Source organism: Micromonospora inositola (genome assembly GCF_900090285.1).
Lineage (GTDB): Bacteria > Actinomycetota > Actinomycetes > Mycobacteriales > Micromonosporaceae > Micromonospora > Micromonospora inositola.
In genome coordinates, this window is record NZ_LT607754.1 from 4,037,439 (window position 1) to 4,053,437 (window position 15,999).

Annotated in this window: 12 protein-coding genes; 8 read left to right on the top strand and 4 right to left on the bottom strand. The window is 72.2% G+C overall.

The window, feature by feature from the left end:
• Positions 1 to 23: 23 nt before the first annotated feature.
• The 5 genes from ngcE to GA0070613_RS19350 all read left to right on the top strand — a co-directional run bounded on the left by ngcE (position 24) and on the right by GA0070613_RS19350 (position 5,923).
• The gene (gene ngcE, locus GA0070613_RS19330) at positions 24 to 1,436 is read left to right on the top strand and encodes an N-acetylglucosamine/diacetylchitobiose ABC transporter substrate-binding protein (RefSeq protein WP_089013587.1); all 1,413 of its coding nucleotides are present in this window, start codon (positions 24 to 26) and stop codon (positions 1,434 to 1,436) included.
• A gap of 32 nt (positions 1,437 to 1,468) precedes the next feature.
• On the top strand, positions 1,469 to 2,410 hold the full coding sequence (locus GA0070613_RS19335) for a carbohydrate ABC transporter permease (RefSeq protein WP_089016057.1): 942 nt from the start codon (positions 1,469 to 1,471) through the stop codon (positions 2,408 to 2,410).
• A gap of 166 nt (positions 2,411 to 2,576) precedes the next feature.
• Positions 2,577 to 3,377 (top strand): carbohydrate ABC transporter permease, encoded by an 801-nt coding sequence (locus GA0070613_RS19340; RefSeq protein WP_231929846.1) that lies wholly within the window; start codon positions 2,577 to 2,579, stop codon positions 3,375 to 3,377.
• 105 nt (positions 3,378 to 3,482) lie between these two features.
• On the top strand, positions 3,483 to 5,186 hold the full coding sequence (locus GA0070613_RS19345; RefSeq protein WP_172876008.1) for a bifunctional 3'-5' exonuclease/DNA polymerase: 1,704 nt from the start codon (positions 3,483 to 3,485) through the stop codon (positions 5,184 to 5,186).
• Positions 5,187 to 5,329: 143 nt separating this feature from the next.
• The gene (locus GA0070613_RS19350; protein WP_089013589.1) at positions 5,330 to 5,923 is read left to right on the top strand and encodes a nucleotidyltransferase family protein; all 594 of its coding nucleotides are present in this window, start codon (positions 5,330 to 5,332) and stop codon (positions 5,921 to 5,923) included.
• 123 nt (positions 5,924 to 6,046) lie between these two features.
• Here the strand turns inward: GA0070613_RS19350 and GA0070613_RS19355 are convergent, their stop codons facing one another.
• The 4 genes from GA0070613_RS19355 to GA0070613_RS19370 form a co-directional block, all read right to left on the bottom strand.
• Entirely contained in the window at positions 6,047 to 6,961 is a 915-nt protein-coding gene (locus GA0070613_RS19355; protein WP_231929847.1) for an amidohydrolase family protein, read from the bottom strand.
• Between the two features lie 5 nt (positions 6,962 to 6,966).
• Positions 6,967 to 7,776 (bottom strand): metal-dependent hydrolase, encoded by an 810-nt coding sequence (locus GA0070613_RS19360; RefSeq protein ID WP_089013590.1) that lies wholly within the window; start codon positions 7,774 to 7,776, stop codon positions 6,967 to 6,969.
• A gap of 139 nt (positions 7,777 to 7,915) precedes the next feature.
• Positions 7,916 to 9,241 carry a glycosyltransferase family 4 protein gene (locus GA0070613_RS19365; protein ID WP_089013591.1) on the bottom strand — a complete coding sequence of 442 codons (1,326 nt, stop codon included), beginning with the start codon at positions 9,239 to 9,241 and terminating at the stop codon, positions 7,916 to 7,918.
• Positions 9,242 to 9,383: 142 nt separating this feature from the next.
• Positions 9,384 to 11,324 carry an amylo-alpha-1,6-glucosidase gene (locus GA0070613_RS19370; protein ID WP_089013592.1) on the bottom strand — a complete coding sequence of 647 codons (1,941 nt, stop codon included), beginning with the start codon at positions 11,322 to 11,324 and terminating at the stop codon, positions 9,384 to 9,386.
• Between the two features lie 42 nt (positions 11,325 to 11,366).
• Here GA0070613_RS19370 and GA0070613_RS19375 point away from each other — a divergent pair, with 42 nt between their 5' ends.
• From GA0070613_RS19375 to GA0070613_RS19385, 3 genes are all read left to right on the top strand, one after another.
• Positions 11,367 to 14,069: an MGH1-like glycoside hydrolase domain-containing protein gene (locus tag GA0070613_RS19375; RefSeq protein WP_089013593.1), complete on the top strand. Its 2,703-nt coding sequence runs from the start codon at positions 11,367 to 11,369 to the stop codon at positions 14,067 to 14,069.
• A gap of 84 nt (positions 14,070 to 14,153) precedes the next feature.
• Complete coding sequence (locus tag GA0070613_RS19380) at positions 14,154 to 14,852, top strand: HAD family hydrolase (protein WP_089013594.1); 699 nt, start codon at positions 14,154 to 14,156, stop codon at positions 14,850 to 14,852.
• A 21-nt stretch (positions 14,853 to 14,873) separates the two neighbouring features.
• Entirely contained in the window at positions 14,874 to 15,659 is a 786-nt protein-coding gene (locus GA0070613_RS19385; protein ID WP_089013595.1) for a DUF4184 family protein, read from the top strand.
• Positions 15,660 to 15,999: the final 340 nt, after the last annotated feature.

A 15,999-nucleotide genomic window follows, 5' to 3' on the forward strand; every position in this document is an offset into this window, starting at 1 on the left:
GGACACCACAAGGAGAGACAGAGATGTCGGTTACCCCCGAGAACCTCGGCGACCTCAGCCGCCGGACCCTGCTCCAGCGGGCCGCCGCGGCCGGCCTGCTGGCGACCCCGGCCGCCGGCCTGCTCAGCGCCTGCGCCGGCAGCGAGCCGAGCAAGTCCGACGACACCGGCGCCGCCAAGAGCAAGGACAACCCGTTCGGCGTCAAGGACGGCAGCGCCGTCAAGGTGGTCATCTTCAACGGCGGCCTCGGCGACCAGTGGGCGAAGGAAGACAAGGTCGTCTTCAACGCCAAGCACGCGAACATCACGGTCAACATGAGCTCCACCCAGAAGATCAAGACCGAAGAGCAGCCGAAGATGGCGACCCAGCCGAGCGACCTGGTGATGAACTCGGGCGCGGACAGCATGGACCGCAGCACGCTGATCAACGAGGGCGCGATCGAGCCGCTCGACGACCTGCTCACCGCCCCGGCGTGGGACGGCGAGGGCACGGTGGCCGACACGCTGCTGCCGGGCACGGTCGGCGACGGCACCCAGAACGGGAAGTTCTACGTCGTGAACGTGGCGTACACGGTGTGGGGCAACTGGTACAACGCGGCCCTGTTCAAGAAGGAGGGTTGGCAGGCGCCGACCACCTGGGACGAGTTCTTCGCCCTGGCCCCGAAGATCAAGGCCAAGGGCATGGCGCCGTACGTCCACGACGCCGTCCACGGCTACTACCCCCGCTGGGCGCTCATGGCGAGCATCTGGAAGGCGGTGGGCAAGCAGGCGGTCATCGACATCGACAACCTCAAGGACAACGCCTGGAAGGCCGACGGCATCGTCAAGGCGCTGGAGCCGTGGGAGAAGCTGGTCAAGGACAAGCTGCTCCTGCCGGGCAAGCTCGACCACACCCAGTCGCAGCAGGCCTGGCTCGACGGCAAGGCGGCGTTCATCCAGGTCGGCACCTGGCTGAAGAACGAGATGACCGCGACCATCCCGCCGGGCTTCGAGCTGACGCTCTCGGACTACTGGTCCAACCCGGGCGACAAGGCGGCCAAGGACGTGTACGCCGGCTCCGGCGAGGGCTTCGTGGTGCCGAGCAAGGCGCCGAACAAGGAGGCGGCCAAGGAGTTCCTGCGGGCGATCCTGTCCAAGGCCGGCTCGGCGAAGTTCGCGGAGCTGACCAAGTCGCTGGCCTCCACCAAGGGCTCCGGCGACAACGTGCAGGACACCGCGTTGGCGTCCGCGAACACGCTGATGAAGAACGCCACCTCGGACCTGATCTCGGTCAAGTTCCCGGACTTCTACGCCGACCTGGACAAGGAGAGCCAGAACCTGTCCGAGGAGCTGATGGCGGGCCGGCTCACGGCGAAGCAGTTTGTCGACAAGATGCAGGCGGCCGCGGACAAGGTCGCCAAGGACTCGTCGATCAAGAAGCAGACCCGCACGGCCTGACCGACCCCGATCAGTTAGAGAAGTGAGTGACCATGCGGCATGGTGTTGCGCGTTTCGTCACGGGTTTCCTGGCCCTGCCGGTTGCGCTGTACCTCTTCTACGTGGTGTGGCCCTTCGTGCAGGCGGCGGGTTACTCGCTGACCGACTGGGGTGGGTACTCGGACTCCCAGCACTTCGTCGGTCTTGACAACTACGTCCGGCTGCTGTCGGACGAGTTGATCAGGAAGGCCTTCTGGCACAACGTGTTCTTCCTGGTCACCGTGCCGCTGTTCACCATCGCGCTGGCCCTGTTCCTCGCGTTCCTGCTCAACGTGGGCGGACGCGAGGACAGGGCCGGCATCCGCGGGGTGTTCGGCTCCGCCCTCTACAAGGTCATTTTCTTCTTCCCGCAGGTGCTGTCGCTGGTGGTCATCGCCGTCATGTGGCAGCAGATCTACCGGACCGACCAGCAGGGCCTGATCAACGGCCTGCTCGTCAAGATCGGGCTGGTCGACGCGGAGAACCCGATCGCCTTCACCGCCGACCCGGAGCCGTTCCTCGGCATCCCCGCGGTGCTCTGGTGGCTGCTGCTCATCGCGGTGTGGAGCGGCGCCGGCTTCTACATGGTGCTCTTCTCCGCGGCCATGCAGTCGATCCCGAAGGACATCTACGAGGCGGCGATCCTCGACGGGGCCGGCCGGTTCCACACGTTCTTCCGGGTCACCCTGCCGCTGCTCCGGGACACCATCTCGGTCGCCTGGGTCTACCTGGGCTTCATCGCCCTGGACATGTACGCCCTGGTCTTCGTCATGACGCCGAGCCAGGGCGGCCCGAACCACGCCAGCGAGATCTTCGCCTCGGTGATCCAGTTCAACGCGTTCCAGAAGGGCCAGTTCGGCTACGCCTGCGCGATCGCCGTGGCACTGGCCATCTTCACCATCCTGCTGGCCGCCCTCCAGCTGAGGATTACCCGCCGTGAGCGGATCGAGTTCTGAGGAGGCCTGGACGATGAGCACGGTGACCCACACCTCCGACCAGAGGCGACCCGATGCGGCGTCGCCGGCCGATTCGGCAGCGGGCCGACGGGCGAAAGCCGCCAACAGCATCGGCGGCCGGATATTCAACGGCTTCTCGCACCTGTTCCTCGCGGTGTGGGCGATCATGGTGGTCTATCCGCTGCTCTGGGTGGTGATGTCCGCACTCAAGACCGACTCGGAGGTGATCCGCGAGCCGCTGTCGCTGATCCCGAAGTCGCTGCAGTGGGACAACTTCGCCCGGGCCTGGACGGCCGGGATCGACAGCTTCTTCCTGAACACACTGCTCGTGCTCGCCTTCAGCGTGACCCTGACGATGCTGCTGGGCTCGATGGCGGCGTACGCGCTGGCCCGCTACGAGTTCCGGGGCAACCGGCTGATCTACTGGATGTTCCTGTCGGGGCTGACGCTGCCGGTCTACCTCGCCGCGGTGCCACTGTTCAAGGGCGTCTACAACATGAGCGTGGTGTTTCCGCTGCTCGGCCCGAACAAGCACGCCACGCTGATTCTGGTCTATGTGGCCTGGTCGCTGTCGTTCACCGTCTTCTTCATGCACTCGTTCTTCCGGACGCTGCCGCACTCGATCGCCGAGGCGGCGATGGTCGACGGCGCCTCGCACACCCGGGCGTTCTTCAGCGTCATGCTGCCGATGGCCAAGCCGGGCCTGGTCAGCATCGGCATCTTCAACGTCCTCGGCCAGTGGAACCAGTGGTACCTGCCGACCCTGCTCATGCAGTCCGTGGCGGGCGAGCCGAAGCACCAGGTGATCGCCCAGGGGCTGATCGAGCTCTCGGTCAACCAGGGCTACAAGTCCGACTGGTCCGGCCTCTTCGCCGGGGTCACCATGGCGATGCTCCCGGTGCTGATCGTGTACATCGTCTTCCAGCGCCAGGTCCAGTCCGGCCTGACGGCCGGCGTGGGGAAGTAACCCGCCCGCCGCGGGGGCGCGGCCGCCCGCGGCGAGTGGCCGTCCCGGTCGGGACGGCCACTCGCCGTCGTGCATGAGGGCTCTCGGGCGACGGCGCGCGGCGGACTGTCGCAGGTGCGGGGCAGAATCACGTCCGTGCTGGTGGCGGTGGTGGCGGACGAGCGGGGCGGGGGAGTGCTGCAACCCCTCGACGCCGCCGGCCGGCCCGCCGGGCCGGCGGAGCCGGTGCCCGACCTCGCCGCCGCGGTGGCCGCCCGGGAGGCCGCCGAGCGCCCGCGCTGGGTGTGGGCCGCCGGGGCGGCGGTCTACCCCGTGCTGCTGCGCGCCGGGGTCCGGCTGGAGCGCTGCCACGACGTGGAACTGACCGAGGCGCTGCTGCTCGGGCACGCCGGCCGGTGGGGCGAGCCCCGGTCGCTCGCCGCGGCCTGGGCGCGGCTGACCGGCGCGCCGGTCCCGCCCGACCCGGCGCCCCGCCCGCCGGAGCCGCCCGGCCATGGGCAGGGCGCGCTCTTCGACGCGCCGTCCGGTCCGCCCGGCCCGGGCATCGAAGCGCTGACCCGGGTGTACGCCGACCAGCTCGCCCGGATCGCGGCGACCGAGCATCCCGGCCGGTTCCGCCTGCTGGTGGCGGCCGAGTCGGCGGGCGCGCTGATCGCCACGGAGATGGGGGCGGCCGGGCTGCCGTGGCGGGCCGAGGTGCACGACGCGATGCTCGCCGAGTTGCTCGGGGAGGCGTCCCCGGTGGGCGGGCCGCCCCGCCGGCTGGCCGAGCTGGCCGCCCGGATCGCCGCGGCGTTCGGCGTACGGCAGCTGCACGCGGACTCCCCGGCGGAGCTGTTGAAGGCGTTCGCCCGGGCCGGCGTGGAGCTGCCGAACACCCGAGCCTGGGTGTTGCGCGGGGTGGAGCATCCGGCGGTGCCGCTGGTCCTGGAATACAAGGAGCTCTACCGGATCTGGACGGCGCACGGCTGGGCGTGGCGGGACGCCTGGGTCTCCGGCGGCCGCTTCCACCCGGAGTACGTGCCCGGCGGCGTGGTCTCCGGCCGATGGGCCACCCGGGGCGGCGGGGCGCTGCAGATCCCGAAGGTGATCCGGCGCGCGGTGGTGGCCGATCCCGGCTGGACCTTCGTCGTCGCCGACGCGGGCCAGTTGGAGCCGCGGGTGCTGGGCGCGGTCTCCGGGGACGCCCGGCTCGCGGCGGCCGGTGGGGCCGGCGACCTCTACGCCGCGCTCGCCCGGGACGCCTTCGCCGGTGACCGGGCCCGGGCGAAGGTGGCCCTGCTCGGCGCGATGTACGGGCAGACCGGCGGATCGGCGGTGCCCGCCCTGGCCGTGCTCAAGCGGAACTACCCGACGGCGTTCGGCTACGTCGAGGCGGCGGCGCGGACCGGCGAGGCCGGTGGACTGGTGCGCTCCTGGCTCGGGCGCACCTGCCCGCCGGGCTCGGTCGGCTTCGCCGACGGCGACGAGGCGGACCCGGACGCCGGGGGAGACCCACAGGGGCCCCGGGCCCGCGCCGCCCGTTCCCGGGGCCGGTTCACCCGCAACTTCGTCATCCAGGCGACCGCCGCCGAGTGGGCCTCGACGCTGCTGGCCACGTTGCGGACGGCCCTCGCGGGCACCGAGGCCGAGCTGGTCTTCTTTCAGCACGACGAGGTGATCGTGCACTGCCCGGCCGGGCAGGCCGAGGCGGTGGCGGAGGCGGTCACCGCCGCGGGGGCGCGGGCGGCGGCGCTGCTCTTCGGCGACACCCCGGTCCGGTTCCCGCTGGACCTGTCCGTGGTCGACTGCTACGCCGACGCGGCATAGTCAGGCAATTTTCCTTTTTGCCCCGCTACCCCGCCCCGGGGGTGCTCGTTGGGCCCGTTGTGCGTAAACGGGACGGACCGGACGCGGGTGGCGCCGGTGCCGTCCCCACGGTCGAGGGGGCCCAGCTGAACCGGATCGCAGGAATGATCATCGCAGCGGGTGGGGGACGTCGCCTCGGCGGACCCGAGGCGCTGCTGCACCAGGGGGAGAAGCCCCTGGTGAACCGGATGATCGACACGATGGTCGAGGCGGGCTGCGAGCAGATCGTGGTCGTACTGGGCGCGGCGGCCGACCAGGTCCGCCAGACGACCGACCTGACCGGGGCCACCGTGGTGGTCAACCGGGCGTGGGGGACCGGCGTCGGCTCCTCCATCCGCGCCGGCCTGGCGGCCCTGACCGACGACGGGATCGAGGCGGTCGTCGTGGCGCCCGTGGACATGCCGGGGCTGACCGCCGGCGCGATCCGGCGGGTGACCGCGCTGCCGTACCCCGACGTGCTGGTCTGCGCGACCTACGACGGACTGCGCGGCTACCCGATGCTCTTCGGCCGCCGGCACTGGGCCGGCATCGCCACCCTGGCGAGCGCGGACGTCGGCGCCCGGCCCTACCTGCTGGCGCACAAGGACCAGATCGTCGACATCTCCTGCGACTCGGTGGCCGACGGCAGCCGGATCGACAGCCCCGAGTTGATGGCGCTCTACGGCCTCACCATCCCCGAGCAGCGCGTCGGCGTCTGAGTCGGCGCCGGGCGGTGGGCGCGGGCGGTGCTCAACGGGGTGGAGCACCTCCGGTTGGCCTCGGGCCCGTACGCGGGACGCTGGGTCGGCCTCTCCGCCCTCAAGCAGGGGTAGCGACCGGGGTCAGGCCAGCGCGAAAAGGTCGGCCGCGTTCTCCCAGAGGACCGCGCGCAGCCAGTCGTCGCCGAGGTCGAGCCGTTCCAGCCCGGCGAGCTGCTCCGCGTACGGGTAGGGGATGTTCGGGAAGTCGCTGCCCAGCAGCACCTTGCCGGCCAGCCCCAGCTCGCGCAGCCGGGGCAGCTCGCCGGCCGGGAACGGCATGAACCGGTCGAAGAACGAGGTGAACGCCATGGTGGTGTCCAGCCGCACCCGCTCGTACTTCTCCGCCAGGTCGAGGAACGCGGCGTAGTCGGGCGCGCCCAGGTGGGCCACGACCGCGGTCAGCCCCGGATGCCGGGCGAGCAGCGCGGCGAACGGTTCCGGGCCGGTGTGCGGGGTGCCGACGGGCGCGTGCCCGGCGTGCACCACCACCGGCACGCCCGCGTCGGCGAGCAGCCCCCACACCGCGTCCAGCGCCGGGTCGGTGGGGAGGAACCCGCCGACCTGGACGTGCACCTTGAACACCCGGGCGCCGGCGTCGAGCGCCCCGGCGACGTACCGGACCGTGTCCGGCTCCGGGTAGAAGGTCGCCGAGGGCAGGCAGCCCGGCGTGGCGCGGGCGAAGTCCAGCGTCCACCGGTTCAGCGCTTCCGCCATGCCGGGCCGGTGCGGGTACGCCAGGGCGGTGAACGCCCGTACGCCGAGCCGGCGCAGGTGCGCGACCCGCTCGGCGTCGCTCCACCGGTACCGGATCGGCCACTCCGTGCCGACCAGCGGCCCGGCCGCGTCGAAGTACGCCCATACCTTGCGCAGCAGCCTTGGCGGCAGGAAGTGCACGTGCACGTCGGCCAGCCCGGGCAGGCCGAGTCGGCGCCAGAACGCCGGCACCGCGGCGTCCTCGACCGGCGGCCGGCCCGCGCCGGCCAGGGTGTCCTCGATCTCCGTCACACCTCGATGTTGAACCGCTGCAGCACCGACGGCGCGACCAGCCCCACCGCGGCGAGCACCGCCAGCACGGTCAGCGCGGCCCGCAGCACGATCACCTCGGCCTTGCTGCCGGTGCGCAGCGCGATGCCGTTGGGCAGGCCGACCATCGTCCACATCCGGCGCTTGATCGGGATCGGCCAGAGGATCGGCACCCCGGCCCGGGTGATCATGTCGCCGAGGATGTGCACGAAACAACCCACCCCGACGGCCAACCCGATCAGCGGATAACCTCGGTCGCCCGGCAGGTTGGCGAAGGTGAACCAGGCGGCGGCGGCCGAGGCCAGCGTCACGATCACCCAGCCGGCCCGCTCGGCCCACTCGTCGAAGAGCCCGCGCAGCGCCAGCCCGATCATGAAGAACAGGATGCTGACCACCGCCCACTTGCCGAAGTGGGCGCAGAGCGCCGTGGTGCCCCAGCCGACCAGCACGGTGAACGGGAGGGTGTGGGTCAGCGTGCGGTGACCGTTGTTGCGGCGCGGATCCTTGCTGAGCTTGGTGGCGTAGTAGACGCCCAGCGAGATCTTCTCCATCACCTCGGCGATGAAGAGGCTGAACACGCCGAAGGTGCGGGCCACCGTCGCCCCGCCCTGGTTGCGGGTCACCTTGCCGGAGAGGTCGAGGTCGGGGAAGAGCGCCCCGCCCGCGCAGACCGCGGTCCCCACCGCGAGCGCCAGCGGCGTCTGGTGGTAGTCGGAGAACTGGTCCAGCGCCCAGGACCCGGCCAGCCACACCGCCGCGCCGGACAGCGCGTGGGACGGTCCCATCATGTCGACTCGCCCTCCCCAGAGATCTTGATCGACAAAACTACGCCACTGTAATCAGCCGCGTCGTCGAGGGGCATCACCCGGACGGTCCACTGGGGAGGGGCTCAGGGACCGGGTCGGAAGCGGTCAGGGCGCGGACGGCTCAGCTGGCGGCCCCGGTCAGCAGGTTTCCGTCCGGGATGGCGATGGCGGGCCGGCCACCGGTCAGCAGGGCGGCGGCCCGCCGGGCCTGGAACGGCCCGTGCTCCCGGCGGGCGGCGGCGTAACTGGTCGCGGTCCGGGCGGCGATGGTCGACCAGCCGTACCGCTCGGCGACCATGCTGCGGGCCCGGCGGGCCAACCGGCGGGCGAAGACCTCGTCGCCGAGGAGCTGGTCGACCGCGCCGCCGAGCGCGTCGGGGTCGCTGTGCGGGAAGGTCACCCCGGTGACGCCGGGCTCGACGATCTCCGCCAGCCCGCCGGTGCTCGCCACGGCGAGGGGGGCTCCGGCGGCCGCCGCCTCCAGGGCGATCATGCCGAACGGCTCGTAGAGGCTGGGGATCACGGTCGCGTCGGTCGCGGCGAGCACCGCCGGCAGTTGGGTGGCGTCCAGGAAACCGGCGAAGCGCACGGTGTCGCCGAGGTGCAGCCGTCGCGCCTCGGCGACCAGCTCGTCCCGGTACGGCCCGTCCCCGGCGATGACCACCCGCAGCCCCGGGTGCCGGTCCCGCAGGTACGGCACCGCGTGCACCAGGTGCTGCACGCCCTTCTCGTAGACCAGCCGGCCGGCGTACCCGATCAGCGGGCCGTCCCCGGCGTAGCGGGCCCGGGCGGAGGCGACCGTCCGCGGGCGGGCGTGCCAGGCCCGGTGGTCGACCCCGTTGGGGACCACGTCGATTCGCCCGGTCGGCACGTCGAAGAGCCGGGCCACCTGGTCCCGCATGTAGCCGGAGCAGGCGATCACCCGGGCCGAGGCGTTGCTCAGCCAGTGCTCGACGCCGTGGATGGTGCGGTTCATCTCCGCCGGCAGCCAGCCCTGGTGCCGGCCGGCCTCGGTGGCGTGGATGGTGGTGACCAGCGGCAGGTCGAGGTGTTCGGCGAGGGTGACCGCGGAGTGCGCGACCAGCCAGTCGTGGGCGTGGATCACGTCGTACGCGCCGGACCCGGCGGCGCGCAGGGCGGTGCGGGTGAGCGTGTGGTTGAACGCCATCGTCCAGGCCAGCAGGGAGCCGGTGGCGAGCGGGAAGGTGACCGGGTCCTCGGCGGCCCGGAGGATCCGGACGCCGTCGGCGTACTCCTCCGGCTGGGCGCCCTCGGCGTGCCGGGTGACGACGGTGACCTCGTGGCCGGCGGCGGCCAGGGCGACGGAGAGGGCGTGCACGTGGCGGCCGAGTCCACCGACGAGCACGGGCGGGTACTCCCAGGACAGGATCAGCACCCGCTGGTGCCGGGCGGGGTGGATGTCGATCACGTCGGCGTCAGGTGACATGCGTCCCCCTTTGAGTTGTTCCCGCACCGCGCCGCGGCCGGCACCACACCGGGTGCCGGTCGTCTCGGGTGGGTCGGGGCCAATCCTGCCGACCGGTCGATAACCAGCGGAGACGCCGTGGTTGCCGGTGTGTAACGCGTGCCTATCCGGCCTGCCGGACGCGCAACAGCTCGGCGACCGACCACGCCTGGAACGGGCAGCCGGTCGCGCCGTGCGGGGCGAGCCCGTCGGCCGTCTCGCTCACCGATCCCAGCCCGTACTCGCCCAGATGCCCCTCGAGTCCGACCAGAAGATCATCGGTGGGCAGTCCGGCCCGCCGGTGCGCGTCGACCAGCGGCCCGATCAGCCACGGCCACACGGTGCCCTGGTGGTAGGCCCCGTCCCGCTCCGCCGGACCGCCCCGGTGCCGGCCGACGAAGCCCGGTGAGTCGGGGGAGAGGCTGCGCGGCCCGAGCGGGGTGAACAGCCCGGCGGTGATCCGGCGCAGCGTCGCCTCGTCCGGGTCCAGCGGGGCGTACGGCAGCGACCAGGCGAGCAGCTGGTTGGGGCGGAGCAGGTCGTCGTCGTGGTGCGGGGCCCCGCCCAGCGGGTACGCCGGGGCCGGCGCGTCCACCACGTCGTGCAGCCAGCCCACCGGCGCCGGGAACCGCTTCCGGAACGCCGTGGTCGCCTTCGTGTGCAGCCCCCACAGCGCGGTGCCGTCCCGGCCGACCAGCTCGGTCAGCTCGGCCAGGCCGGCCAGCCCGTTCACCCAGAGCGCGTTGACCTCCACCGGCTTGCCGGTCCGCGGAGTCACCGGCACCCCGTACACCCGGGCGTCCATCCAGGTCAGCGCGACCTCCGGCGGGCCGCCCTGGGTGAGCAGCCCGTCGGCCGGGTCGACCGCGATGCCGTACCGGGTGCCCGCCAGGTGCGCCTCGACCACGGCGTGCAGCGCGGGCAGCAGCTCGTCGCCGAGGTCGGTGTCGCCGGTGACGGTGACGTGCCGGTTCACCGCGTGCAGGAACCACAGCGTCGCGTCGACCGTGTTGTACTCCACCCGGCCGGTGTCGGCGGTGTTCGCCAGCATCCCCTCCGACAGCGTCGCCGCGTACGCCCGCAGCAGCTCCCGCCCCTCGTCGCCCCGGTTGGTGCGCAGGAAGAGCCCCTCGTAGGAGGTCATGGTGTCCCGCGACCAGGCGCCGAACCACGGGTAGCCGGCGACCACGTCCGGGCCGTTGGCCGTGCGCACCACGAACGCGTCGGCGGCCAGGGCGAGGGCCGCCGCCACCGGGTCGGCCGGCTTCGCCGCGGCCACCACGTCCCGGTTTCGCCGCCGGGCCGCCTCGACCAGCGCGCTCGCCGCGGGCGGATGGTCGGTCAGGTCGTCGGCCCAGGCCAGCACCGACACCGTGTCGCCGGGGCGGTCCAGCGCCCCGGCGAAGCGGCCCGCGTACCAGAGGTCCTCGTCCGGGTTCAGCCCGCGGGCCGCCTCCTCGCGGTGGCGCACGCCCAGCCACCACTGCCCCGCGGGCGTCCAGTCCGGCCCGGTCAGCCGGAACGCCCCCTCGATCACCGCTCCGCCCGCGGCCGGCTCCATCCGAGGTGTCGGCCCGTCGGCCCGCCGCTCGCCGTGCGCGTCCCGCCAGGTGCAGGCCGCCGCCAGGTCCAGCCGGACCGGGCCGCCCGACACCAGCCGGTGCACCACCGCCACGCAGGACCGGCCGTACGCCATGGCGATCTCCCGCTCGATCACCACGTCCCCGATCCGCCAGCGCCAGCGCGGCACCCCGTCGACCAGGGCGAACTGCTCCAGCAGCTCGAAGCCGCGGGGGTCGACGTCACCGGAGGACCAATCGTGCGCGCCGAGGCGCACCCGGGCCCCGGACGGCAGGGTGACCGCCGGGTCCAGGCCGACCAGACCCATCCGGCGGATCGCCGGCGTTTCCCCGGCCACCACCAGCAGCCCGTGGTATCGGCGGGTGCGCAGCCCGCTGACCGTGCCCATGGCGTAGCCGCCCCGGCCGTCCGGGACCAGCCATTCCCGGGTCGACCCGGCGGCGAGGTCGCCGCAGACCTGCGGACCGAAGCGCATTTCGATCAACTTTCCTCCACCCGGAGCGGCGTGCTACACGCCACGACGAGAATGGCCGCTGTGGTGAAGTACCCTGGCGGCGTCGAAGATGTGCAGGTGATCACTGACCGTCCGACCTCCGCCGCCCCCGACCCCGAGCGGCTCCGGCTCGCCCAGGCCGACGCCGGGGAGCAGGACTGGCGCGCATGGGGTCCCTATCTGTCCGAGCGGGCGTGGGGGACGGTACGGGAGGACTACAGCGAACACGGCACGGCGTGGGACTACTTTCCCCACGATCACGCGCGGTCCCGAGCCTACCGGTGGAACGAGGACGGCATGGCGGGCGTCTGCGATGACCGGCAGACGTTCTGTTTCGCCCTCGCCCTCTGGAACGGCAAGGACCCGATCCTCAAGGAGCGGATGTTCGGCCTCGGCGGCGACGGCGGCAACCACGGCGAGGACGTCAAGGAGTACTGGTGGTACGAGGACTCCACCCCCACCCACTCCTTCATGCGCTGGCGCTACCACTACCCGCAGGCCGCCTTCCCGTACGACGAGCTGGTCGCGGTCAACGCGCTGCGCGGCCGGGACGACACCGAGTACGAGCTGGTCGACACCGGGATCTTCGACGACGACCGGTACTGGGCGGTGACCGTCGACTACGCCAAGGCGTCCCCGACCGACATGTGCATCCTGGTGACCGTCGCCAACCGGAGCGACCGGGCCGAGCGGCTGCACGTGCTGCCCACGCTCTGGTTCCGCAACACCTGGGCGTGGGGGCTGCCCGGCGGCGACCGGGTGCCGAGGCTGGTCGGTGACGGCGCCCGCCTGGTCGGCGAGCACTGGGTGCTCGGCCAGATCCTCCTCGAGGGCGACGGCACGCCGATCCCGCTGCTCTGCGACAACGACACCAATGCCGAGCGGCTCTGGAGGTTGCCCGGCCGGTCGCCGTACCCGAAGGACGGCATCAACGACCACGTCGTCGAGGGCGCCGCCACGGTCAACCCGGACCGGGAGGGGACCCGGGGCGCGCTGCACTACGTCTTCGACGTGCCGGCCGGGGGGCAGCGGCAGATCCGGCTGCGGTTGACCCGGACCGCCCCGCCGCCGGGGCTCGCCCCGCCGCCGCCGGCCGACCTGGGCGACGGCTTCGACGCGGTGCTCTGGGCCCGGCGGGCCGAGGCGAACCGGTTCTTCGACAGCGTCATCCCGGCCGCGGCGAGCGCCGACGAGGCCCTGGTGGCTCGGCAGGCCATCGCCGGGCTGATGTGGGGCAAGCAGTTCTACCACTTCGACGTCAAGCGGTGGCTGGAGGGCGACCCCGGCTCGACGCCACCGCCGGCCGGTCGGCGGCACGGGCGTAACAGCCACTGGTGGCACATGACCAGCTTCGACGTGATCTCCATGCCGGACCCCTGGGAGTACCCCTGGTACGCGGCCTGGGACCTGGCCTTCCACTGCGTCACCATCGCCCGGGTCGACCCCGGCTTCGCCAAGGAGCAGCTGCTGCTCCTGCTCCGCGAGTGGTACCTGCACCCCAACGGGCAGGTCCCGGCGTACGAGTGGGCGTTCGGCGACGTGAACCCGCCGGTGCACGCCTGGGCGGCGCTGAAGGTCTTCGAGATCGACGGCTCCCGGGACCACGAGTTCCTCGCCCGGGTGATGCACAAGCTGCTGCTCAACTTCACCTGGTGGGTCAACCGCAAGGACACCGGCGGCAACAACGTCTTCGAGGGCGGCTTCCTCGGGCTGGACAACGTCGGCCCGTTCGACCGCTCCGCCGCGCTGCCGGTGGCCGGGGTGCTGGAGCAGTCCGACGGCACCGGCTGGATGGCCATGTACGCGCTCAACCTGCTCGACATGGCCATCGTGCTCGCCGAGCACGACCGGGCGTACGTGGACACCGCGACGAAGTTCTTCGAGCACTTCGCGTACATCGCCGCGGCCGCCTACGACCAGGGGCTCTGGGACGACGAGGACGCCTTCTTCTACGACGTGCTGCGGCTGGCCGACGGCAGCCAGGTGCCGCTGAAGGTCCGCTCGGTGGTCGGGCTGCTGCCCCTCGCGGCGACCACCCGGCTCACCGCGAAGACCCTGCACCGGCTGCCCGAGCTGGGCGCCCGGCTGCGCTGGTTCCTCACCAACCGCCCCGAGTACGCCGAGGTGATCGGCGCCCGCCGGCTCGGCCCGGACGGGCGGCAGCAGCGGCTGCTGTCCATGGTCGGCCCCGACCAGGTGGTCCGGCTGCTCGCCCGGATGCTGGACACCGACGAGTTCCTCTCCGAGTACGGCCTCCGCACGCTCAGCCGCGCCCACCTGGACAAGCCCTTCACGGTGACCCTCGGCGGCCAGGAGTTCAGCGTCGGCTACGAGCCGGCCGAGTCGACCAGCGGGTTGTTCGGCGGCAACTCCAACTGGCGCGGCCCGATCTGGATGCCGACCAACTTTTTGCTGATCAGCGCGCTGCGCGACTACGCCGCCTTCTTCGGCGACGATCTCCAGGTCGAGTACCCGACCCGGTCCGGGCAGAAGCTGACCCTGGACGAGATCGCCGACGACCTCTCCGCCCGGCTGATCTCGCTCTTCACCCGGGACGGCTGGGGCCGGCGGCCGATCTACGGCGCGGCCCAGCTCTTCCAGACCCACCCGGACTGGCGGGACCTGATCTGCTTCCCCGAGTACTTCCACGGCGACAACGGCGCCGGGTTGGGGGCCTGGCACCAGACCGGCTGGACCGCACTGGTCGCCGACCTGATCCTCACCCTGCGGCGCTGAGCCGCCACCGGGGGACATAACCGGATGCCCGGGTCGGCCGTGGGCAGTAGCGTGTCCCCGGTCCGGACACGGAAGGGGAACGCGATGCGGCAGCGCCGGGAGGCGACGGTGCTCATCTTCGACGCCGACGACACGCTCTGGGAGAACAACGTCCTCTTCGAGCGGGTGATCGACGACTTCCTCGCCTGGCTGGACCACCCCACGCTGGACCGGACCGAGATCCGGGCCGTCCTCGACGACATCGAGCGGGCCAACGCCGTGGCGCACGGCTACGGCAGCAAGGTCTTCCTGCACAGCCTGGGGGAGTGCCTGGAGCGGCTGCGCGAGCGGCCGGCCACCGAGCGGGAGCGCCGGGAGCTGGACGAGCTGGCCGCGGCGCTGGTCGGGCACACCGTCGAACTGATGCCCGGGGTCGCGGAGACGCTGGACGATCTCGCCACCCGCCACGAGCTGCTGCTGCTCACCAAGGGGGAACGGGAGGAGCAGCAGCGCAAACTCGACGCCTCGGGTCTGCTGCGCCACTTCCGGGCCGCGCACATCGTCCGGGAGAAGGACGTCGACACGTACCGCTGGCTGGCCGCCGAGCACGGGTTCGACCCGGCCGGCGCGTGGATGATCGGGAACTCGCCGCGGTCCGACATCCTGCCGGCCCGGGCCGCCGGCCTGAACGCGGTCTTCATCCCCAACGAGAACACCTGGGTGCTGGAGGACGACGAGCTGGACCCGACCGACACCGGCGTGGTCCGGCTGGCCGCCTTCCCCGACCTGCTCCGGCATTTCTGATCCGCCGGTAATGTCCAGCTCGTGCCGCTGACGTTCCCCTCGCACCTGGCTCCGGTGCTGCCGCTGAAGCTGTGGCGCCCACACTGGTTCGACGGGGTGGCCCTGGCCACCGGCGCGGTGTCGCCGGACGTCTGCTACCTGTTCACCGGCACCCGGTTCGCCCTCGGGCCGCGGACCCACACGCTGGGTGGGCTGCTCTGGTGGTGCCTGCCGGTGGCGCTCGGCTATGCCTGGATCGTCCGCCGGGTGATCGCCGGGATCGCGGTGCACCTGCCCGGTCAGCGCGCCTTCGCCTGGCGGGACCATGCCGCGCTCGGCAGCGTCCGGCATCCCTGGCAGGTCACCGTCTGCTCGGCGCTGATCGGCGCGGCGAGCCATGTCGGCTGGGACCGGGTCACCCACACCGACCGCTGGCTGCGCGTCGTCGGTGTTGACTGGCACGCCCTCACCGGCATGTACTGGTGGTTCTTCGCCGACCTGCTCAGCACGGTGGTCGGCGCCGTGGTCGTGGTCGGGCTGGCGCTGCGCGCCGCGCGCCGGCATGAGATCTTTGACGGCGTACGCCCCCCGGCGCCGCCGGCCCGCCCCGCGGTCTTCTGGCGGGTGGCGCTGCTCGTCACGGCCGCCGGGGCGGCGGTGCTACCGGCGCTGCCGTACGCCACGATGCCCGCCCCGGGCGGGGTGCGAATGCTGCACCTGGGCGCGCTCGCGTTGATCGCCGGCGCCCTGGCGGCCGGCCGGTCCGACGCCGATCGGGACGCCGGGCGGACCGGTCGCTCCGAGGAGGAACAGCGTCATTCCGGCTGAGCCTGTTACGCCGACATGCCGCATTTCAACCTTGGTATCAATCACACTTTCCCGGATCCGGCAAAGCTTGTTCGGCCTGCGGCGGGATGCCTAACCTGGGCCCGCGTTCACGGCTCTTCGGGGTGAGTCGGGGGCGCGCCGAAGTCCGGTAGTTGGGCACCGTGGAGCTGAGTGCATGCGGGCCGGCTCGCCGTGTTGAGCCCGGCGTGGGCGGCGTGCCACGCCCGCCGCGCTCGCAACGGCGAATTCCGCTACCACGCCGGACGGCTGGGGGTCAGGACCGGGGAGTTGCGGACCCGGTCCTGACCCGTCCCGGCGGAAGCCGATCGAGTTCTCCGCT